The sequence below is a fragment of the Thermomonas sp. genome (assembly GCF_023953935.1).
Lineage (GTDB): Bacteria > Pseudomonadota > Gammaproteobacteria > Xanthomonadales > Xanthomonadaceae > Thermomonas.
The window spans coordinates 60305-81858 of the sequence record NZ_JAMLIW010000005.1 but is presented as its reverse complement, the minus strand read 5'-3'; the positions used below and the strand labels follow the sequence as shown (position 1 = coordinate 81858).

The following is a 21554-nucleotide window of genomic DNA, read 5'->3' as shown; positions in this document are numbered from 1 at the left end:
ACCAGGGGAGGGGTAGTGATCTGCAACAGGCGTTGCACCTGTCACGGGTAATGAGACCACGTCAAGCATGGATGGTTCGTGAAGAATTCGCTGTTTTTACATAACGATTCAGGATGCATTCATTGCATTTTGCCGGCCAGCCCGCGTCAGCGCTCGCGCTGCGAAATGCATGTGAACGAAGTCACGGTTTCCGGATTTGCGATGCCCGTCACGCGGCTCAATGCGCCTCGTCCCAGTTGTCACCCGCGCCAGAATCCACCACCAGCGGCACCCGCAACTCGGCCGCCGCTTGCATCCGCGTGGTGACTGCCGCCACCAGCTCCGGAACGAAATCGGCATCGACTTCGAATACCAGCTCATCGTGCACCTGCATGATCATCAGCGCCCGCGCCCGGTGGTCAGCCAGCCAGCCGTCGACGGACACCATGGCTCGCTTGATGATGTCGGCGGCGGTGCCCTGCATCGGTGCGTTGATCGCGGCGCGCTCGGCGCCGGCGCGCTGGGCGGCGCTGCGGGAATGGATGGCGTCGAGGTTGAGCCGGCGTCCGAACACGGTTTCCACAAAGCCGTGCTCGCGGACCTGACGGCGGGTGCGCTCCATGAATTCATGGACGCCGGGATAGCGGCTGAAATACAGCGCGATGTAGTCCTGCGCGTCGGTGCGCGAAACCCCGAGCTGGCGCGCCAGCCCGAACGCGCCCATGCCGTACATCAGGCCGAAGTTGATGGCCTTGGCGGCGCGCCGTTCGCTGCTGCTGACCTCGGCGATGGGTTTGCCGAACACCTCGGCGGCGGTGGCGCGGTGGATGTCGTCGCCGTGCGCGAAGGCGCGCAGCAGGGCCGCGTCGCCGGACAGGTGGGCCATGATCCGCAATTCGACCTGCGAATAGTCGAAGGCCACCAGCTTGCGTCCGGGCGGCGCGATGAAGGCGGTGCGGATGCGGCGGCCGTCTTCGCTGCGGGTGGGGATGTTCTGCAGGTTGGGGTCGGACGAGGACAGCCGCCCGGTCGCCGCGCCGACCTGGTGGTAGCTGGTGTGGACGCGGCCGGTGGCGGGATTGACCATCTCCGGCAGCTTGTCGGTGTAGGTGCTGCGCAGCTTGGCCAGGCCGCGGTAGTCGAGGATCAGCCGCGGCAGTTCGTGCTGGTCGGCGATCGCTTCCAGCGCCTCCTCGTTGGTCGAGGGCGCGCCGCCGGGCGTTTTCACCCGCGCCGGCAGCTTCAGTTCGTCGAACAGCAACGCGCCCAGCTGCTTGGGCGAATCCAGGTTGAAGCTGCGCCCGGCCAGGGCATACGCCTGCTGCTGCGCGGCCAGCATCCGCCGCGACAGATCGGCCGACTGCCGGCGCAGCTCGGCCACGTCGATCAGCACGCCGTTTTCCTCCACCCGCGCCAGCACCGGCACCAGCGGCATTTCGATGTCGCGGTACACCGACAGCAGCGCCGGTTCGGCTTCGAGGCGCGGTCGCAGGGTGCGGTGCAGGCGCAAGGTGATATCGGCATCCTCGCCGGAATAGCGGGTGGCCTCTTCGACGGACACGCTGGTAAACGGAATCGCCTTGGCGCCCTTGCCGGCCACGTCCTCGTAGCGCAGGGTGTCGTAGCCGAGGTGGCGCTTGGCCAGCGAATCCAGATCGTTGCGCGCCAGCCCGGCGTCGAGCACGAAGCCTTGCAGCAGGGTGTCGTCGGCGTAGCCGGCCACCGCGATGGCGTAGCGGTGCAGCACGTGGATGTCGTACTTGCCGTTCTGCGCCAGCTTGCGCTTGCCGGGGGCTTCCAGCAGCGGGCGCAGCGCGGCCAGCACCGCGTCGCGTTCGAGCTGCTTGGGCGCGTCAGGATAGACATGCGCCAGCGGGATGTAGCACGCCCGGCCGGGCTCGACGCTCAGGCTCAGGCCGACCAGATTGGCGCGCAGCGGGTCTAGGGAATCGGTTTCGGTGTCGAAGGCGAATTCGGCGGCGGCGTCGAGGCGTTCGACCCACGCCGCCAGTTGCGCCGGCGTGAGCACGGTTTCGTAGTCGCCGGGTGCGGCCAGCGCGGGGTTGAGGGCAGGGGCGGCAGCGGGATGCTCGATCCGGCTCGTCGGCGGCTTCCCGTTGGCGCCACGGCCAGCGTGCGGGTTGTCCAGCTCGCGCAGCGCCTGCTGGAAGCCGTAGCGGGAATACAGCGCGCGCAGCGCGTCGCGGTCGGCGGGTCGCAGTACGAGCTGTGTCGGTCCTTGTGGCAGCGCCACGTCGGTCTTGATCGTCACCAGCGTGCGGTTGAGCGGCAGCCGCGGCAGCGCCGCGCGCAGGTGTTCGCCGATCTTGCCCTTGAAGTCGTCGGCGTGGGCGATGACGCCGTCGAGGCTGGCGTATTCGGCCAGCCATTTCGCCGCCGTCTTTTCCCCGCATTTTTCCACGCCGGGGACGTTGTCGACCTTGTCGCCCATCAGGGCGAGGAAATCGACGATCTGCTCGGCGCGCACGCCATACTTTTCCTGCACCGCCGCATCCGAATCCATCCGGCTGCCGGTCATGGTGTTGACCAGCCGCACGCCGGGGCGCACCAGCTGGGCAAAGTCCTTGTCGCCTGTGGAAATGGTGACATCGATGCCGGCCGCCGCGCCCTGCAGGGCCAGCGTGCCGATCACGTCGTCGGCCTCGACACCGGGCACGCGCAGGATCGGGATGCCCAGCGCTTCGACCAGCGCCAGCATCGGTTCGACCTGCGCGCGCAGGTCGTCGGGCATCGGTGGACGGTTGGCCTTGTACTGTGGATACAAATCGTCGCGGAAGGTCTTTCCCGGCGCGTCGATGACGAAGGCGATGTGCTCGGGCGCTTCCTTCAGGTGCGCGCGCAGCATGTTGACCACTCCGAACAGCGCGCCGGTCGGCTCGCCGTCGGCATTGCTCAGCGGCGGCAGCGCGTGGAAGGCGCGGTACAGGTAGGACGAGCCGTCGATCAGGACGAGGCGGTTCATGCGGCGATGTTCGGTGCGGTGATCCTCATGGATCGATTCTAGGGAATTGCGGGCAAAGCCGCGTGTTCATGCGCGAGCGCTGAAGGCGAAAGGGCACAATGCGCGCATCTGCCACGGAATGACCGCATGCTGCGTTGGTTCGAAACCCGCCTTGACCCGTTCCCGGAAGCGCCGCCGGCGCAGCCGCCAGCCAGCCTGTACGCGTTCTGTCGCCACTTCACCCGCGGCGCCGAACCGTGGCTGGCGCTGATGGCGGCCACCACGGCCGCGATCGCCGTGGCCGAGGTGAGCCTGTACGCCTACGTCGGCGCGGTGGTGGACCGCATGACCGCGCTGGGGGTGGCCGGCTTCCTCGCCGGCGAAGGCCGGCGGCTGGCGTGGATGGGCGCGCTGGTGCTGCTGTGCCTGCCGCTGCTGGTGTGGCTCAACTCGGCGGTGCAGCACCAGAGCCTGCTCGGCAATTTCCCGATGCGGATCCGCTGGAACGTCCACCGCTACCTGCTGCGGCAGTCGATGGGCTATTTCCAGGACGAATTTGCCGGCCGCATCGCCACCAAGCTGATGCAGACTTCGCTGGCGGTGCGCGAAACCGTCATCAAGCTGCTCGACATCGGCAACTACGTGCTGGTGTATTTCGGCGGCATGCTGGTGGTGGCGGCCAGCGCCGACCTGCGGATGATGCTGCCGTTCGCGGCCTGGCTGCTGGGCTATGGCCTGCTGATGCGCTGGTTCGTGCCGCGCATGGGCAAGGTGTCCAGCGCCCAGGCCGACGCGCGTTCGACCATGACCGGGCGGATCGTCGACAGCTACACCAATATCGCCACGGTCAAGCTGTTCTCGCACTCGCGCCGCGAGCAGGCCTATGCGCGCGAGGCGATGGACGGCTTCCTGGTCACCGTCTACCGGCAGATGCGGCTGGTGACCACGGTCTACAGCCTGCTGTATGCGCTGAACATGCTGCTGCTGTTCGCGGTGGCGGCGCTGGGGATCTGGCTGTGGCTGCACGGGGCGGCCACGACCGGCGCGGTGGCGGTGGCCGGCGCGCTGGCGCTGCGGCTGCTGGGGATGTCGCACTGGATCATGTGGGAGCTGTCGGCGCTGTTCGAGAACATCGGCACCGTGCACGACGGGATCAGTTCGATCGCGCTGCCGCCGACCGTGGACGATGCGCCGGGCGCGCCCGCGTTGCCCACGGTGCGCGGCGCGATTCGCTTCGACGGCGTGGCCTTCCACTACGGCAAGGGCAGCGGCGTGATCGAGCAGCTCGATCTGGCGATCGCGCCGGGCGAGAAGATCGGCGTGGTGGGCCGCAGCGGTGCCGGCAAATCGACCCTGGTGAACCTGTTGATGCGCTTCCACGACGTCGAGGCTGGCCGCATCACCGTGGACGGCATCGACATCGCCAGCGTGCAGCAGGATTCGCTGCGCGCGCAGATTGGCGTCGTGACGCAGGACACCTCGCTGCTGCACCGCTCGGTGCGCGAGAACATCCTCTACGGCCGCCCGGATGCCGGCGAGGACGATCTGCTGGAGGCCGTGCGGCAGGCCAACGCCGAGGGCTTCATCGCCGAACTGCGGGATTCCCGTGGCCAGCGCGGGCTGGATGCGCAGGTGGGCGAACGCGGGGTGAAGCTCTCCGGCGGCCAGCGCCAGCGGGTTCACCCCCGTTTTCACGGACACTTACGAGAAGGCCGATCGAGGCCCTGAGGAGTGTTCATGTCGAAGCGAAGGAAGTTCAGCACTGAGTTCAAGCGTGGTGCGGTTGAGCAAGCCAGCCGGCCAGGCGTCAGCTGTGCCCAGGTGGCGCGGGAACTGGGGATCCGGGATAACCTGCTGACCCGTTGGAAGCGGGAAGCCCAGATGCAGGGCAAGACCGCATTCGGTGGCACCGGGACGCCCCGGGACGAGGAAGTGGCGCGTCTCAAACGCGAACTGGCCCGGGTGCAGAAGGAGCGGGATTTTTTGCGCGAAGCGGCGACGTTCTTTGCCAAGGGATCGTCCCGAGGTATCGGGTGATCGAACGTTGCCGCGATGAGTTTCCGATTCGACTGATGTGCCGCTGCCTGAAGGTATCGGCCAGCGGCTACTACGACTGGAGCAAGCGTTTGCCCAGCGACCGACAGTGCGACAACCAGCGCCTGCTTGGCCGCATCCGCGAACTGCATGAAGACAGCCGGGGGACGTTGGGTGCTGGCCGGATGCAGGAGGATCTTGCCGAGGAAGGCGAGACGGCAAGCCTGAACCGGGTGGCACGGATCATGGCTGCTGACGGACTGCAAGGCTGGCCGCGTCCGAAGCGGCGTGGTCAGCGCGGGAGCCCCGCGCTGACGCCTCTGGGTGTGCGCAACCACCTAGAACGGGACTTCACTGCGCTGGAACCGGAGACCAAATGGGTCACCGACATCACCGAACTCAAGACCGGCCAAGGCAAGCTGTACCTGTGCATCGTGCTGGACCTGTTCGACCAGCGCGTCGTGGGCTGGTCGATGCATCACCGGCAGGACCGACAGATGGTGATCCGGGCCGTGCAAATGGCGGTCTGGCAGCGTCAGGAAAGCTATCCGGTGATCTTGCATTCCGACCGCGGCAGCCAGTTCCGAAGCGGCGATTACCAGCGCTATCTGGCGGCCAACAATCTGGTGTGCTCGATGAGTGCCGTGGGTCATTGCGGCGACAACGCCGCCTGCGAGGGCTTCTTCGGCCTGCTCAAGCGCGAGCGCGTCTACCGCACGAAGTACCCGACACTCGATGCTGCAAGGGCGGATGTGTTCGAATATATCGAACGACGCCATAACCCAAGGATGCGACGCAGAGTCATCAGACAAGACCAGAAGTTTTCAGCTCTTTCCAAACCGTCCGTGATTTCGGGGTAGAACCCAGCGCATCGCCATCGCCCGGGTGCTGCTCAAGAACGCGCCGATCCTGGTACTGGACGAGGCGACCTCGGCGCTGGATTCGGAAGTGGAGGCGGTGATCCAGGAAAACCTGTATCGGCTGATGCAGGGCAAGACCGTGATCGCGATTGCGCACCGGCTCTCGACCATTGCCGCGATGGATCGCCTGATCGTGATGGACGCCGGCCGCATCGTCGAACAGGGCAGCCACGCCCAGCTGCTGGCGCAAGGCGGCCTGTACGCACAGCTGTGGAAGCGGCAGTCGGGCGGGTTTCTGGATCTCGCCGCGGCGCCGGCGTAGCGCGCCCCCCACCCCGATCCTCTCCCCATTCACGGGAAGAGGGAGAAAAGCCTGTGGCGCAGCGTCTGGATTGCTGCCAGCGCCGCACGCTGCGCCGTGGACGGGAGAAAGGAAGAAAGGCGTCATTCGTGCTTTCCTTCTCTCCGCAAGAGGGCGAGGAAGTAAAGAACCATGCCCTTCTCCCCGCGACGGCGGGGAGAAGGTGGCCGCAGAGCCTGCCCCCGCGAAGGCGGGGGCCGGATGAGGGCGCTCTTGTCGCATACTGGCGACATCCCCCACGGAGACCGTCGTCATGCGCCTTGGCCTGCCCTTCGTCCTTGCGCTGATGCTGAGCGCCTGCGCCAGCGTTGCCCCCGAGCCGGCGCCGCCGATTCCGGAAGATGCGGTTCCCGTCACCCGCACCGAATCCAACGGCGACGTCATCACCGAATACCGCCTCGCCGGACAGTTGAAAATGGTCAAGGTGGTGCCGTTCCGCGGCGTCACCTATTACATCTACGACCGCAACGGCGACGGCCGGGTCGACGAGCGCGATGCGAAAACCGGCCCGCTGGTCTACTACCGGCTGTTCAGCTGGTAGCGCCGCCGCATGCCGGCATTCGGCCTGCCGCCATTGCAGCCATGGCATGGCCTGACCTTGCTGCACGTCGCAGCGGTGGCTTGCGGGCTGTTGTCCTGCATCGGGCTGACCCATTCCGGGCGCCAGCGCCGTCCGCCCTCTGCCGCCGTCGCGGTCCGCACCGATTCCCTTACGTACCGAAGGGCCGCGTGCGCAGCTGTTGCCCAGCGGTCCCGAGCGCCGTGAAGACACCGCCTACGCGCTCTGCGCGATGTCGGGGAAGGTCTGGTGCGCGCGGTGGGCTTCCAGCTTTGAAGGCGCGTTCTGTCCGCCCGCCCGCCACCGTGCGGACAGCCGCAGCGTCCTGTCGAAGCGCCGCAGTCAGCGGTCTTTCGAAAGTGTCGGTTGTGCCGGCAGATCTGGCAGCACCTGGCCAGAGTGCCAGCGTTCGGCTTGCAGACGATTGAGCAGGGCCAGCACCGCTTCGCGCTTGGATGGTTCGTGCACCGGCAGCAGCAACAGGTCGCCGGGCTGCGCCCAGGCCAGTGCCTCGCGGGCGGCCGCGGTCTCGTCGAGGCAGACCGGCAGGGCCTCCAGCGGCAGGCCCTGCGCGTGCAGGCTGTCGCGCAGGATGCCGGCGACTTCGCCGGAAGCGCGCCCGCGCAGGTAGTTTCCACCGATGTCCTTCAACCAGACGCGATCGGGATGGGCCTTGGCGACCACCTCGGCAACCGCACGATAGTCCGCGTCGCGACGATTGCCGGCATGCCCGAGCAGGATGCCGAGTCGGCGACCGCGCCATTGGGTCGCCAGGTCCAGCAAGCCGCGCAGGCCTTCGGGGTTGTGGGCGTAGTCGAGCACCACCTCCACGTCGCCCAGGCGCCAGCGTTGCAGGCGTCCGGGATTGTCGAGCGGTTCCGCGCCGAAGCGCAGCAGCTCTGCGGCCATGACATTCGACGGGACCCCCAGCGCATGCGCGGCCAGCACGGCGGCGGCGATGTTCTCGATGTTGTAGCGCGCCGCGCCGCCGAGGCTGAGCGGCATGTCGGCAATCACGCCGAGGTCGCGGGTCTCGCCGTCCTCACGCAGCAGCAGGTGGCCGTCTTTCACGCCGCAGGCGAGTGTGCCTTGCGCGCTGGCGACGTCGAGCTCATGGGCAAACCAGCCGATCCGCACGCCCGTTGTCCGCGGTGCCTGTGTCACCAGGGTCGGGTCGGCGGCATTGAGCACCAGCACGCCATGCGCGCCAAGGGCTTTGGCCACCACCAGCTTGACCTTGGCGAGGTCGGCGAGGCTGTCGATGCCGTATTCGCCGAAATGATCCTCGCTGACATTGGTGACGATGGCGGCACCGGCGCCGTCGACCGCCAGCCCGCGCCGCAGCAGGCCGCCGCGCGCGGTTTCCAGCACCGCCGCCTGCGCTTGCGCAGCGCGCAGCACGGTGCGCGCACCGGCCGGGCCGGAATAATCGCCGGCCGCGAGTCGCGTGCCGTCCACCACCACGCCATCGGTGCAGCTGTAGCCGACCCGGCGCCCGGTCGCGGCCAGCAGCGCGGCCAGCAGGCGCACCGTGGTGGTCTTGCCGTTGGAGCCGGTGACGAGCGCCTTGGGAATGGCGTGCAACTGCGCCCACGGCACGCTCGCCGGATCCGGCAAGGCTGGAAGTGGCCACAGCCGCGACGCCTCGCCTTCGCCCAGCGACAGCGCGTCGTCATCCAGCCGTGCCGGAATCGCATGCATCGCGGCGGCGTGCAGCAAGGCGAGCAAGCCGGGATTGGCTTCCGCGCGTGCGGCCGCTTGCAGGCGTCGCAGCGCCTCGCCCGCGTCGAAGTGCGCCGGATGCGGGCACGGCGGCTGACCTTCGCCATCCACAGACTGCGCGCCGGCACGCCGTCCCAGCGCCTGATACAGCGCGTATTCGTTGACTTCGGTGGCGGTGAACAACTGATCGATCGGCGCGGCGATCGCCAGGCTCACGCCGCCGGCGTGGCGACGCACGATGCTGGCGCCGTCCGGCCACTGCAAGGCCTCACGCAGCTGCGCGACCTGCGCGCGCCAGCGGGTCTCGGCCTGGGCGTCGAAGGCGACCGTCGCCGGCGCATCCAGCACTGCGCCGGGGCCGGCGAAATACTGGTTGGCCCCGGTCAGTCGACGCGAATCCTCGAACGGTACGGCCGGCGCGGCATCGGCTGCGTTCAATCGGCTTCCTCGCGTTCGAAGCGCAGCCCGCGCTCGTCACGCACCACGCCTTCCATCGCCGCCACCAGCTGCGCATCAAGCGTGGTTTCCAGCAGCGGGGTTTCCACTTTCGCTGCGGGCTTGGGCAGTGCGCCCTCGGGCTGGAAGCGGATGATCTGCTTCCACGAGCGGGTCAGCGCGTCGGCGAAAATGATGATGAGATCGCCCGGCTGCCCCATGCGCAGCGCGGCGTCGATCGATTCCTGCTCGTCGGGAATGAGGCTGATGGCCTCGGCAGCAACGCCCGCAGCCTGCAATGCCCTGGCGAGGATGCGCGGCACCTCGTCGCCGTCGCGGCCGCGCAGGGAATCGTCGCGGCGGCAGATGTAGTGATCGAACTTGCCGGCGACGGCATGGGCGATATCGATCAAGTCCTGGTCGCGGCGATCGCCGGGGCCGGCCATCACCACGATGCGGCGCTGCGCGTCGAGGCGCTGGGCGAGGTCGGCCATCATCCCCACCGCGTGCGCGTTGTGGGCGTAATCCATGATCACCTTGAACGGGTGTTCATTGAACACGTTCATCCGTCCCGGTGCCTGGAAGAAGGTGGTGTCGAAGGTGCGCAGGCCCTGGCGGATCGCGTCGAGCTTGATTCCCATCGAATAGGCCATCGCCGCGGCGATCATCGCGTTTTGCACGTTGTGCAGGGCGCGGCCTTCCAGCGTCGCCGGAATCAGGTGGGTCCACATCAGCGGGATGTGGCTGCCCTTGTCGTACAGGGTGATCATGTGGCCGTTGACGCCGGCTTCCAGCGCGCAGGCGCGGCCACCGGCGCGGATGTGCTCGCGCACCAGCGGGTGCGAGGGGTTCATCGTCACGTAGCAGATCACCTTGGCGTCAGTGTAGGCCGACATCTTCAACACGTTCGGATCGTCGGCGTTGAGCACCGCGCAATCGTTGGCGACCTCGACCACGATTCTCTTGATTTCGGCCAGCTGTTCCAGCGTGTCGATGCCTTTGAGGCCCAGGTGATCGGAGGCGACATTGATGACCGCGCCGACATCGACTTCGGACACGCCCATGCCGGCGCGCAGCAGGCCGCCGCGCGCGGTTTCCAGCACCGCGAAATCGATGGTCGGATCGGCCAGCACCATCCGCGCCGACACCGGCCCGGTCATGTCGCCTTCCACCGTGCGCTGGCCGTCGATGTAGACGCCGTCGGTGGTGGTCAGGCCTGGCGTGTAACCGGCCATCTTGGCGATGTGGGCGAGCATGCGCGCGGTGGTGGTCTTGCCGTTGGTGCCGGTGACCGCGGCGATCGGCACCCTCGATGGAGTGCCAGCCGGGAACAGCATGTCGATGACGGGCCCTGCGGCATCACGCGGAGTGCCTTCGCTGGGCGCGATGTGCATGCGGAAACCGGGCGCGGCGTTGACCTCGCAAATGCCGCCACCGGCGCGGCGGTAGCTCTCCGCGATATTGGGCGAGAGGAAATCGACCCCGCCCACGTCCAGCCCGATCGCGCGCACCGCGCGTTCGGCCATCGCGCGGTTGTCGGGATGGATGATGTCTGTCACGTCGGTGGCGGTGCCGCCGGTGGACAGGTTGGCGGTGGAGCGCAGGTAGACGATCTCGCCGGCCGGCGGCACGCTGGCGGCGGTATAGCCCTTGCTCTCCATCATCAGCTCGGCCTCGCGGTCGAGCTTGAGCCGGGTCAGCACTTTCTCGTGGCCGACGCCACGGCGCGGGTCGCTGTTGACCACTTCGATGAGCGCGGCAATGGTCGATTGGCCATCGCCGACCACATGCCCCGGCGTGCGCTTGGTCGCGGCGATCAACTCGCCATTGACCACCAGCAGGCGGTGGTCCTCACCTTCCATGTAGGTTTCCACCAGCACCGAGCGCGAATGCGCGTGCGCGGCCTCGAATGCAGCGCGCACTTCATCTTCAGTGCGGATATTGATGGTGATGCCGCGGCCGTGGTTGCCGTTGTAGGGCTTGACCACCACCGGCCCGTCCAGCCGCCGCGCCGCGCGCCAGGCGGCATCGGCCGACTGCACCAGATGTTGCTGCGGCACCGGCAGGCCCTGTGCGGCCAGGATCTTGTTGGTTTCTTCCTTGTCGCAGGCCAGCTCGACGGCGATGTGGGAGGTGCGCCCGGTGATCGTGGCCTGGATGCGCTGCTGGAATCTGCCCTGCCCGAGCTGCACCAGCGATTGCTCGTTCAGGCGCATCCACGGGATGTCGCGTTCCTGCGCGGCGCGCACCAGCGAGGCGGTGGATGGCCCCAGAGCGCGGCGCTGGGCGTAGCGGATGAAGGTGTCGCGCTCGTCCTGCCAGTGCCAGCTGGCGTCGGTGACGGTACGCAGCTGCGCCGGCAGCAGCGAATCGATCAGGCGCAGCGCCAATTCGCCGGCGGCGATGCCTTCCTCGCGCTGCTCGTATTCGTAGACCACCGAATACACTCCGGCACGGCCGTCGTCGACGCTGCGGGTCTTGCCGAAGGTGACGTCTTCGCCGGCCTCATTTTGCAGTTCGATGGCGACGTGTTCGAGCACGTGGCCGAGCCAGGTGCCTTCGCCCTCGCGCATCCGGCGCACGAAACCGCCCGGTTCGCGGTACGAGCAGCCGTGTTCGGCCAACCCCGGCAGTGCGTCCAGCAGGGCGGTGATGAAACCTTCGCCCAGCTTCGCGGTGGGCCACTGTTCGAGCTCGCCCAGGTCGAGCTCGAGCCGGATGACCGGAAACTTCGCGTACTGCGAAGGCCCCACGTAGACATTGCGATTCAGGATCCGCATCGCGCCCTCCCGCCCCTGTGTCGATATTGAGATACCGCTGCTTCAGTCCTTGTGGTGCGCCAGATCGCCGGCGCTCGCTTTGCGCGTGCTCAGGTTGAAGCTGGCGCCCTTGGTCAGGATATGCACGGTCAGGCCCAGCATGCACACCGCGTCATTCTGGTCGATTTCCGACATCGACGAATAGCTCATCGAGCTGGCGTCGACGACGGTAATTGCGCCGCTGCCTTCCACTTCCAGCGTGTTGTCGGGTGCAATGAAGGCGGCGGTGTCCTCGTCCAGCCCGATGCCGACCGCAAACGGGTTGTAGGCCAGCGCCGCGGTCAGCCGGCCGAGGCGGTCGCGCTGGCGGAAATGCTGGTCGATGATGAAGCGGTTGGTCAGGCCCAGGCCCGGCGCCAGCCGCACGCTGCTGGCGCGCGGCGAAGCACCTTCGCTGCCAAACGCGATCATGTGCTCGGACAGGATGCTGGCGCCGGCGCTGGTGCCGCCGACGGTCACCCCGCGCGCGCTCATGATGCGGATGAGTTTGGCGACCGGGGTGCCGCCGAGCAGGGTGGACAGGCGCAGCTGGTTGCCGCCGGTGAAGAACACGCCGGTGGCCTGCTCCAGCGTCTGCAGCCGGTTTTTCTCGCTCGCGTCGCGGCGGGTGTCGAAATCCAGCACATCCACGTGGCCGGCACCCAGCGTCGGAAACAGGCGTTGGTACTGCGCCCCGGTTTCAACCATTCGACTGGCGGTAGGGATCACCACGATGCGCGCGTCCTTGCCGCCGCACAGGGCAACGAAACGTGACAGCACGTCGGGATGGGCTTGCTTGTCTTCCGCCCCGCCAATCGGGACGATCCAGCCGCGCGTCTCGCCGTCGGCCACCTTGCTGGGACACATTGCTTGCAGTTTCCTCGTCTGGTTGCAGTCAAACAAATCCGATTCAGTGTTCGAACGTACCATGCCGCAGCGCGCGACCGCCTTGCACCTGTGCCGTCCCGCGCGCCCACACCGCATCGATGGCGCCTTCCGCGTCCAGCGCGACCAGATCCGCATCCGCGCCGACCGCAATCCGCCCCTTGCCCGGCAGCCGCAGCAGCTCGGCCACGTTGCAGGTGAAGGCGGGCAGCGCACGCTCCAGTGCCAGCCCGTCGGCAAGCACCTCGCGCAGGGTCTGGATCAGGCTGCCGGACTGCCCCACGTCCATCCCGCACACGCGGCCCTCGCCATCGAAACAGGGCAGGCAGCCGCCGGCATCGGAACTGATACTGACCCGCTGCGGCGGCGCGCCGCTGTCCAGATAACGGCGCAGCGCCACGCTGGCCGGCCAGGCATCCTCGCCGTCTTCCACCGGGAAGGCGGTGATGTCGATATGGCAGCCGCGCCGCGCCAGTTCGATCGCCTCCTCGAACAAGGCCTTGCGGCGATTGACGTGGGTGGGCTGGAATACCCGCGCCGGCAGTTCGCTGACAACGAGCGCCTGACGCACCAGTTCTAGGCCGCGCCTGCCGTCGCCCAGATGCAGGTGCACGATGCCGGCCTTGCCGCTCATCAAGCCGGCGACGTGCGCTTCGGCGGCGGTGCGCAGCAGTTCGTCCAGCGTCGGCTGGCTGGAACGGTGATCGCTGATCGCCAGCTCGCCGATCCCGAGCATCGGTTCGAGCAAGGCAATATCGCCGCGCACGCTGCCGGTCAGCGTGCGGATCGGCAGGTGGTAGCCGCCCAGCCAGGCCCACGCGTTCAGGCCCTGTTCGCGCAGGCCGTAGACGTGCGAGAGCAATTCCTCGGTGCTGCGGGTGACGGTGTCGGTGCCGAGCAGGCCGATGACGCTGGTGACCCCGGCCATGGTGTAGCGCGACAGCAGCGGCGCCGGCACGCGGGTGGCGAAACCGGCCTCGCCGCCGCCACCGCTGACATGCACATGCGCGTCGATGAAGCCGGGGATCAGTCGCTGGCCGTGCAGATCGATGGCTTGTACGCCCAGAGCGGCCGGCAGGCCGGGATCCTCCGTGCCCATCCACACGATCTTGCCGCCCGCCAGCAGCAGATGGCGCAGGCCCACCGACTCCGGTGCGTACACATCGGCATTCCTGAGCAGCAGCATGGGCGCGTCGGTCATGGCGGCAGGTTGCGCGGCGCGCGTCGGCCGGTCAAGCGCCGGCCAGGGCCTGGGTGGTGGCGACGAAGGCATCGAGCCTGGCCCGTGCCGAGCCATCGGCCAGCACCCGGCGCGCCAACGCGATCCCTTCGGAAATGTCTTCGGCCACGCCGGCCACGTACAGCGCCGCGCCGGCGTTGTAGGCAACGATCTCGCGCGGCAGGCCGTCACGGTTGTCAAGCGCGTCCAGCAGCATGGCCTTCGATGCGTCGGCGTCGTCCACCCTCAGGTTGCGGCTGTGCGCCATCGCGATCCCGAAATCCTCCGGGTGCAGCTCGTATTCGCGCACCTTGCCATTGCGCAGTTCGCCGACCAGGGTGCCGGCGCCGAGCGAGAGCTCATCCATGTTGTCGCGCCCCCACACCACCATCGCGCGCTCGGCGCCCAACTCTTGCAGCACGCGCACCTGGATGCCGACCAGATCCGGGTGGAACACGCCCATCAGGGTATTGGGCGCGCTCGCCGGATTGGTCAGCGGACCGAGGATATTGAAGATCGTGCGCACGCCCATTTCCTTGCGCACCGGCGCTACCGCCTTCATCGCCGGATGATGCACGGGGGCGAACATGAAGCCGATGCCGGTGCGTTCGATGCAGTCGGCGACCTGTTCCGGCTGCAATTCGATTTTCGCGCCCAGCGCCTCCAGCACGTCGGCGCTGCCGGATTTGGATGACACGCTGCGGTTGCCATGCTTGGCGACCATCGCCCCGGCCGCCGCGACCACGAACATCGAAGCGGTGGAGATATTGAAGGTGTGCGCGCCGTCGCCGCCGGTGCCGACGATATCGATCAGCTGGCGACGATCCGCCACCGCCACCGGGCGCGCGAATTCGCGCAGCACCGAGGCGGCGGCGGCGATTTCGCCCACGGTTTCCTTCTTCACCCGCAGCCCGGACAGGATCGCGCCGGTCATTGTCGGCGAAACTTCGCCGCGCATGATCTGCCGCATCAATTCGACCATCTCGTCGAAAAAGATTTCGCGGTGCTCGATGACACGCTGCAGGGCGTCTTGGGGGGTGATGGGCATGGGGTGATTGGTGATTGGTGATTGGTGATTGGGTATTGGGGATTGGTGATTGGGTATTGGGGATTGGTGATTGGGTATTGGGGATTGGGGAACAAATGGCCGCTTTGGCTCTTGCCAATCACGAATGACGAATCACCAATCACGAATCCCCAATCACGAACCCCAATCCCGGCGCTCCAGGAAAGTCTTCAGCATCGCGTGGCCATGCTGGGTGAGGATGGATTCGGGATGGAACTGCACGCCCTCCACCGGGAATTCGCGGTGGCGCAGGCCCATCAACTCTTCCACCGTGCCATCGTCGTTTTCGGTCCAGGCCGTCACTTCGAGGCAATCGGGCACGGCGTTCTTGTCCACCACCAGCGAATGGTAGCGGGTGGCTTCGAACGGGCTGGGCAGATCGGTGAACACGCCCTTGCCTTCGTGGTGAATCGGTGAAGTCTTGCCGTGCATGATGCGACCGGCACGGATCACCTGGCCGCCGTAGACCTGCCCCAGCGCCTGATAGCCCAGGCACACGCCGAAGATCGGGATGCGCGGGCCGAGCTGGCGAATCACCTCCAACGACACCCCGGCCTCGTTCGGCGTGCACGGCCCCGGCGAAATCACGATCCGATCCGGCGCCAGCGCGGCAATCTGATCCACGCTCAACGCATCGTTGCGTTCCACCCGCACCTCGGCACCCAGCTCCTGCAGGTACTGCACGAGGTTGAAGGTGAAGCTGTCGTAGTTGTCGAGCATCAAGAGCACAAGGCACCCATCATTTGTCAAGCAGGTAGACGATATAGACATCCTGTTTCAGGATGATCGTTCCTCGCATCAGGACGATTCCAGGCGCCAGCAATGCAGTACCCGCAACTGTCACTGCCCCCAACATTGTTGCGTTCGAAGAATTCGAATACCTGATGTTGAGCGCTTGGTTGGAGATTGTCTGCACGCCCACGATCCGCATGCCGATTCCCCTTGCCATTTCATCAGCCGTCGTGCGTGCATCGGCAATTGCCGCGCTCAGCAATTTTTTCTGCTCTGCCGCCTTGTCCGAATATTCAAAGTTGCCGGTACTCATCCGAACCTGTCTTCCAACCGGCGCTTTCGAGATGAATTGCCTGAGTGCGTCAAGCGTGTGGAATCGGAACGTGAGTTCGCGTTTGTAGGTATTCCCAAGGAACACCTGACGCTGCGTCCGCTCGTCGTAGTCGGTTTCCGGCGAGATGTCCAGATTGCCGACCTGCATGTCCGCATCCTGCACTCCCTGTGCGTTGGCCAAGTCCAGGAATTCCTTTGCTAGACCCTCGATGCGCGCCTGGGTTTGCGTCGCTTCGAGACTGGTTTCCTGCAAGGTCACGGTCAACGGGAAGATATCAGGAACCACTTCCAGCTTTGCCTCACCATGAACTGCGATGAAAGGCGGGCTACTCACGTCCTGCGCGAGCACGCTCGGCGCATACAGCAGGAGAAGCAAGGCAAGCAGGGTGTTTTTCATGACATCGAGTCCTCTTTGTCGAAATACGCAGTGCTGTCCACAATCGGCTTTCCACCGCTGTGCGGGGCCGAGAGTGTGATCGTGCAGGATAGCGCAGGCCGGCGGCGAGGCAGCCGAACTTACGGCAATGGCAGCATCACCCGCACCCGCAGTCCGGGCAGGTTGTCCAGCAGAGCGACGCGGCCGCCGTGGTGGTGGACGATCGCGCGCACCAGGCTCAGGCCTAGGCCGACGCCGGGCGTGCCGCGATGGGCTTCCAGCCGCTGGAAGCGGTCGAACACGCGCTCGCGCTCGGCCTCCGGGATGCCCGGCCCGCGGTCGGCGATTTCCAGCCGGGCCGCGCCTTCGTCGGTGTCCAGTGTCACCGTCACCACGCTGTCGGCGGGGGCGTACTTGAGCGCGTTGTCGAGCAGGTTCACCAGCATCTGGAACAGCTGGTCGCGGTCGCCGCGGACGTCGGCTTCGTGCAAGCGGGTTTCGATCCGGATGCCGCGCACCGACGCGATCGGCGCGTACATCTCCACCGCGTCTTCCGCCAGCGGGCGCAGCGCAAGGTCCGGTGCCTGCGCGTCCGGTGCCTGTGCCTCGATTCTGGCCAGCCGCAGCAGGGCGCCGAACGATTGCAGGATCTGGTCGGTGTCGGCCAAGGCGCGCGCCAGCCCGAGCCTCGTGCTGTCGCCGGTGGCTTCATGGTGCAGGCCTTCCAGCCGGTTGTGCAGGCGCGTCAGCGGCGTGCGCAGGTCGTGGGCGATGTGGTCGGTGGCGTGGCGGACGCCGCCAAGCAGGTCTTCGATCCGGTCGAGCATCCGGTTGAAGCGGCCGGCGACCTGATCGAAGGCATCGCCGCTGTGGTCGAGGGTGGCGCGCAGGCCCAGCTCACCGTTGGCGACCCGGCCGACCGTGGCATCGAGGTTGCGCAGGCGACGCGCGACCCAGCGCGAGGTCAGCCAGCCCACCAGCGCACCGGCGACCATGGCCACCAGCAGTGCCAGCAGCGCTGCCTGCTGCATCAGGCCGAGCAGACGGTCCTGCGCCGCCAGCGCCTGGCCCACCAGCAGGATCCCGCCGCCGGGCAGGGCGCGTTCGACCGCGATCACGCGCAGGCTGCCGCCATCGTCGCTGGCCTGTTCGTTGAATTCCACCCAGCGCCCGCGGTTGCCTTCGGGTCGGCCGGCGTCGGGCAAGCGGCCGATCAGCGGGTTGCCGGCGCCATCGACCAAGGCATACACCGCGTTCGGGTCGTCGCTGCCGTCGTTGATTCGGGCCTCGAGTTCGGCGCGCAGCGCCGCCAGCCCCTCCGCTTGGTGCAGGCCGATGAGGTCGCTGGCGTCCGCGTGTACCGCCCCGCGCGCGTCGTCGAGCAGCAAGGTCGACACCGCGAAATACACGCCCCCGCCGATCAGCACGAACGCGATCAGGAACGACCCCATCACGACCAGCGCCAGGCGCGCGCTGGTCGAAGGCAGCAGGCGCTTCATCGGCACTTCAGCCCGACAACCGGTAGCCGGCCCCGCGCACGGTATGCAGCAGCGGTCGGGTGAAACCTTGGTCAATCTTCTGCCGCAGCCGGCTGATGTGCACGTCGATCACATTGGTCTGCGGATCGAAGTGGTAGTCCCACACCGCTTCCAGCAGCATGGTGCGCGTCACCACCTGGCCGGCGTGGCGCATCAGGTATTCCAGCAGCTGGAATTCGCGCGGCTGCAGTTCGATCCGGCGGCCTTCGCGCCGCGCCTCGCGTGCCAACAGGTCCAGTTCCAGACTGCCGCAGTGCAGGCGGATGGGGGTGCCATCGTCGTCGCTGCGCGTGCGCCGGACGATGCCGTCGATGCGCGCGCTCAGTTCGGAAAATGCAAACGGCTTGACGAGGTAATCATCGGCGCCGGCCCGCAGGCCTTCGACGCGGTGATCGACATCGCCAAGTGCAGTCAGCAGCAGCACCGGCGTCCGATTGCCCGCCCCGCGCAGGGTGCGCAACACGGCCAGGCCATCGAGGCCCGGCAGCATGCGATCGAGCACGATCACGTCGAACCGTTCGGTGCTGGCCAGAAACAGCCCCTGCTTGCCGTCGGGGGCATGATCGACGGCGTGGCCGTCCTCATGCAGCCCTTTGGCGATGAACGCGGCGGTCTGGGCGTCGTCTTCGATCAGCAGGATGCGCATGAATCCTCCGCGGCATGGCGTGATCGTGTCTTTGGCATTCCTTCATCCCCGCTGCGTCGTGCGAACCACTGCGCAAGACGGGGTCGGGATCGGCGAACGCCCGCATGAAAAAGCATACCCCGCAGGTGAGCCCTGCGGGGCATGCTCCAGGCCGCAACGGCGCGGCGCGGAAGACCGGGGAGGTGTCGATTCCGCGCGCGCCAGTGGCTTACTTGCCGGCAGGCGCCGCCGCCGTCGGCGCCGCCGCTGCGGGCTTGGCGCTCTTGGCGTGGTGTGCCGTTGTGCGGTGGTGCTTGGGCGCCGGCGCGGCCGACTTGGCCTGGGCGGCGGCCGGCGCGGCCGGCGTGGTGGCCGGGGTGGCGGCCATGGCAACGCCGGCGACGGCGGACAGGGCGACGGCGAACAGGATCTTGCTGGTGGTGTTCATGGCGAATCCTCTGGCTGTTATGGAATGGGTGTCGTGGACATCGGTGGGGACATCCCCATCGCCAGAACAGGTTGCGCCCGCAGCCCTCACCCCAGGGTGGCGCGAACATGAAGGATTGTTCACGGTGGCCGGTCCGCCGTGGCAGCAAGTTTGGCGGCGCAAGGACGCCGCCGATCGCGCGGAATGGTCAGTGGTGCCGGTTGGGTGGACGCCGAACCAGGGATTTCAGCCCGCGGCCGATGCGCGCGAGCAAGGAGGGTTTCTCGGCGCCGGGCACGGAACGTGGGGCGACGTACTGCGGGATCACCGGGCCGGGCTTGGGCGCGGTCGGCGCCTTGGGCGAACCTGCCGACGTCGGCTCGCTCGCTGTGCCGTTGTCCACCGGCTGGCCGCGCCGGCGCCGACGGCGCTTGCGCTTGTGTTCGGCCTCACCAAGGCCTGCAGCTTGCGGCTTGGCGTGGGCGTCCGCCTGCGGTCGTGCGGCGCCGTTGCCGGAAGCGGGCGCGGGCGCGGGTGCGGGTGCGTCGGCCTTCACCTGCGGCTTGCGCGGCGGGCGCGGGCCGCGCTCACGCGGGCCGTCCGTGCGGCCACCGGCGCGACCGCCGCGACCGCGGGCACCGCCCCGCTTTTCCTGCTCGGCGGCGCGCGCCTCGTGCACTTCCCGGAAGATCTCGCCGATGCTCTCGCCCTCGGCGTCATCCGCGGCCGAACGGACGCGCGGCGGGCGCGGCAGCGCGGTCAGCAGTTCCTGGGTGACGGGCTCGGAAGGAATTTTCTGGTCGATGTAGGCCTCGATATCGGGCAGGCTCATCGCGTAGCGCTCGCAGGCAAAGCTGATCGCGTCACCCTCGGCGCCCAGCCGCGCGGTGCGGCCGATCCGGTGCACGTAGTCCTCGGCGTCGAACGGCAGGTCGTAGTTGTAGACGTATTCCACGCCGTCGATGTGCAGGCCGCGTGCGGCCACGTCGGTGGCGACCAGGATTTCGAGCTGGCCGGCCTGGAAGCGCTTGAGCAGCGATTCGCGCTTCTTCTGCGGCACGTCGCCCGAGAGCACGCCGACCCGGTAGCCGGCGCGATCCAGTGCCCGCGCCACCCGTTCCACGAACACCTTGGTGTTGACGAACACCATCGTCCGTGCGCCCGCGCTGCGCGACAGCAGGCCCAGCAGCAGCGGCAGCTTTTCCTCATCGGCCGGGTAATAGAGCTTTTGCCGGACCCGATCGGCCGTCACGTGTTCGGTTTCGACGACGAGCTTTTCCGGCTCGTTCATGTGCTCGTAGGCCAGCTCCAGCACGCGGTGGCTGAGGGTGGCCGAAAACAGCAGGGTCTGGCGGGTGCCGCGTTCGGGCATCCGCCGCAGCAGGAAGCGGATGTCCTTGATGAAACCGAGGTCGAACATGCGATCGGCCTCGTCCAGCACGCAGATTTCGCAGGCGTGCAGGCTCACCACCTTGTGCTGCTTGACGTAGTCGATCAGCCGGCCGGGCGTGGCGATTATCACGTCGGCGCCGGCCTGCAGCTGCTCGCGCTGCTTGTCGTAATCCACGCCGCCGTAAACCAGCGCGAACTTCAGGCCGAGGTCGGAGGCGAACTTCATCGCATCCTTGTGGATCTGGATCGCCAGTTCGCGGGTCGGCGCCAGGATCAGCGCGCGCGGATCCTCGGGCTTGCGGTCGGCCAGCGCCGGACGGGTGAGCAGACGGTTGATCACCGTCACCAGAAAGGCCAGGGTCTTGCCGGTGCCGGTCTGGGCCTGCCCGGCCACGTCGCCGCCGGCCAGCGCCACCGGCAGCGCCATCGCCTGGATCGGTGTGCAGCGGGTGAAGCCTGCACCTTCCAGTCCGGAGACCAGGGTTGGATTGAGTTCGAATGAGGAAAAAGTGATGTCTGTCAGTGGCTTGTCGGACACGTGGGCTGCCTTTGGCGGGCGCGGGCGCCGAGGAACTCGGATCGCGGGGCGCTGCGCCTCTTGTATGAATGGGGGGCAGCCGCGCAGACTGCCGGGAAGGTTCCGGGGCTTGCGATTCCCGGCACGACGCCGCAAATCAATGCGGTCAACCCTTCGATTCTAGCATTGCGTACCCTTTGGGCGCGCAATGCCCTCTTTCACGGAGTCACCATGAGCGAAAATATCCAGCACGCCACCGATGCCGATTTCCAGACCCATGTCCTCGATGCGGACGTTCCGGTGCTGGTGGATTTCTGGGCGCCGTGGTGCGGCCCCTGCCGGATGATCGCCCCGGCGCTGGAAAAAATCGCCGACAACTACGCCGGCAAGGCCAAGGTAGTCAAGGTCGACGTCGACCAGAACCAGCAGACCGCACTCAAGTACCACGTGCGCAGCATCCCGATGCTGCTGCTGTTCAAGGGCGGCGCCGTGCAGGACACCAGCATCGGCCTGGTGCCCGAATCCAAGCTCACCCAGATGCTGGACAAGGCGCTGGCCTGACTCCTGGCGGACGCGTCCGGGCTGCCTCCGCTCCGGACGCCGCCGCACAAGCTGTCTGCGCGCCCAACGCCGTGGCGCTGGCGCTTGCACAAGACGCCACTGGAATGCTAGGTTTCCCCATCCGGCGCGGATCAGGCCCGCCGGATGCGCCGCGTTCGCGGTCGCTTTTCCGA

At 67.2% G+C, this 21554-nt stretch carries 16 protein-coding genes and 1 pseudogene; 5 read left to right on the top strand and 12 right to left on the bottom strand.

What is annotated here, in order from left to right; translation table 11 throughout:
• Nucleotides 1–217: 217 nt before the first annotated feature.
• Nucleotides 218–2962, bottom strand: a complete 2745-nt coding sequence (polA, locus tag M9902_RS07195; protein WP_297221853.1) for a DNA polymerase I — start codon at nucleotides 2960–2962, stop codon at nucleotides 218–220.
• A 126-nt stretch (nucleotides 2963–3088) separates the two neighbouring features.
• Between polA and M9902_RS07190 the strand changes: the two genes are divergently transcribed.
• The 4 genes and pseudogenes from M9902_RS07190 to M9902_RS07175 all read left to right on the top strand — a co-directional run bounded on the left by M9902_RS07190 (nucleotide 3089) and on the right by M9902_RS07175 (nucleotide 6737).
• Nucleotides 3089–4669: an ABC transporter ATP-binding protein gene (locus tag M9902_RS07190; protein WP_297221851.1), complete on the top strand. Its 1581-nt coding sequence runs from the start codon at nucleotides 3089–3091 to the stop codon at nucleotides 4667–4669.
• Between the two features lie 9 nt (nucleotides 4670–4678).
• Nucleotides 4679–5835 (top strand): IS3 family transposase gene (locus M9902_RS07185; RefSeq protein WP_297221849.1). Its coding sequence is split into 2 segments (ribosomal slippage): nucleotides 4679–4919 and nucleotides 4919–5835, totalling 1158 coding nucleotides; the frame shifts between segments, so codons are not numbered across the junction.
• A pseudogene (locus M9902_RS07180) lies at nucleotides 5831–6157 on the top strand (ABC transporter ATP-binding protein); the annotation flags it as partial. The gene M9902_RS07185 and the pseudogene M9902_RS07180, both read left to right, overlap by 5 nt.
• 292 nt (nucleotides 6158–6449) lie before the next feature.
• Complete coding sequence (locus tag M9902_RS07175; protein WP_297221847.1) at nucleotides 6450–6737, top strand: DUF2782 domain-containing protein; 288 nt, start codon at nucleotides 6450–6452, stop codon at nucleotides 6735–6737.
• A gap of 360 nt (nucleotides 6738–7097) precedes the next feature.
• Here the strand turns inward: M9902_RS07175 and M9902_RS07170 are convergent, their stop codons facing one another.
• The 11 genes from M9902_RS07170 to rhlB all read right to left on the bottom strand — a co-directional run bounded on the left by M9902_RS07170 (nucleotide 7098) and on the right by rhlB (nucleotide 20841).
• Nucleotides 7098–8915 (bottom strand): Mur ligase family protein, encoded by a 1818-nt coding sequence (locus M9902_RS07170; RefSeq protein WP_297221845.1) that lies wholly within the window; start codon nucleotides 8913–8915, stop codon nucleotides 7098–7100.
• Nucleotides 8912–11692 (bottom strand): cyanophycin synthetase, encoded by a 2781-nt coding sequence (cphA, locus tag M9902_RS07165; RefSeq protein WP_297221843.1) that lies wholly within the window; start codon nucleotides 11690–11692, stop codon nucleotides 8912–8914. Before cphA ends, M9902_RS07170 begins: the two co-directional genes overlap by 4 nt.
• A 42-nt stretch (nucleotides 11693–11734) precedes the next feature.
• Nucleotides 11735–12577, bottom strand: coding sequence for a cyanophycinase (locus tag M9902_RS07160; RefSeq protein WP_297221841.1), 843 nt, complete (start codon nucleotides 12575–12577; stop codon nucleotides 11735–11737).
• 43 nt (nucleotides 12578–12620) lie between these two features.
• Entirely contained in the window at nucleotides 12621–13796 is a 1176-nt protein-coding gene (gene iadA, locus M9902_RS07155; RefSeq protein ID WP_297221838.1) for a beta-aspartyl-peptidase, read from the bottom strand.
• Between the two features lie 31 nt (nucleotides 13797–13827).
• The gene (trpD, locus tag M9902_RS07150) at nucleotides 13828–14862 is read right to left on the bottom strand and encodes an anthranilate phosphoribosyltransferase (RefSeq protein ID WP_297221836.1); all 1035 of its coding nucleotides are present in this window, start codon (nucleotides 14860–14862) and stop codon (nucleotides 13828–13830) included.
• A 153-nt stretch (nucleotides 14863–15015) separates the two neighbouring features.
• Nucleotides 15016–15609 (bottom strand): aminodeoxychorismate/anthranilate synthase component II, encoded by a 594-nt coding sequence (locus M9902_RS07145; RefSeq protein WP_297221835.1) that lies wholly within the window; start codon nucleotides 15607–15609, stop codon nucleotides 15016–15018.
• Between the two features lie 10 nt (nucleotides 15610–15619).
• The gene (locus M9902_RS07140) at nucleotides 15620–16342 is read right to left on the bottom strand and encodes an SIMPL domain-containing protein (protein ID WP_297173533.1); all 723 of its coding nucleotides are present in this window, start codon (nucleotides 16340–16342) and stop codon (nucleotides 15620–15622) included.
• 119 nt (nucleotides 16343–16461) lie between these two features.
• Complete coding sequence (locus tag M9902_RS07135) at nucleotides 16462–17820, bottom strand: HAMP domain-containing sensor histidine kinase (RefSeq protein ID WP_297221833.1); 1359 nt, start codon at nucleotides 17818–17820, stop codon at nucleotides 16462–16464.
• 7 nt (nucleotides 17821–17827) lie between these two features.
• The gene (locus M9902_RS07130) at nucleotides 17828–18505 is read right to left on the bottom strand and encodes a response regulator transcription factor (RefSeq protein WP_297173538.1); all 678 of its coding nucleotides are present in this window, start codon (nucleotides 18503–18505) and stop codon (nucleotides 17828–17830) included.
• Between the two features lie 208 nt (nucleotides 18506–18713).
• Nucleotides 18714–18932, bottom strand: coding sequence for a hypothetical protein (locus M9902_RS07125; protein ID WP_297221831.1), 219 nt, complete (start codon nucleotides 18930–18932; stop codon nucleotides 18714–18716).
• A gap of 187 nt (nucleotides 18933–19119) precedes the next feature.
• Nucleotides 19120–20841, bottom strand: coding sequence for an ATP-dependent RNA helicase RhlB (gene rhlB, locus M9902_RS07120; protein ID WP_297221829.1), 1722 nt, complete (start codon nucleotides 20839–20841; stop codon nucleotides 19120–19122).
• 210 nt (nucleotides 20842–21051) lie between these two features.
• On the opposite strand from rhlB, the gene trxA reads away from it, so the two are divergent.
• The gene (gene trxA / locus M9902_RS07115; RefSeq protein WP_297170338.1) at nucleotides 21052–21381 is read left to right on the top strand and encodes a thioredoxin; all 330 of its coding nucleotides are present in this window, start codon (nucleotides 21052–21054) and stop codon (nucleotides 21379–21381) included.
• The last annotated feature ends 173 nt before the right edge of the window (nucleotides 21382–21554 follow it).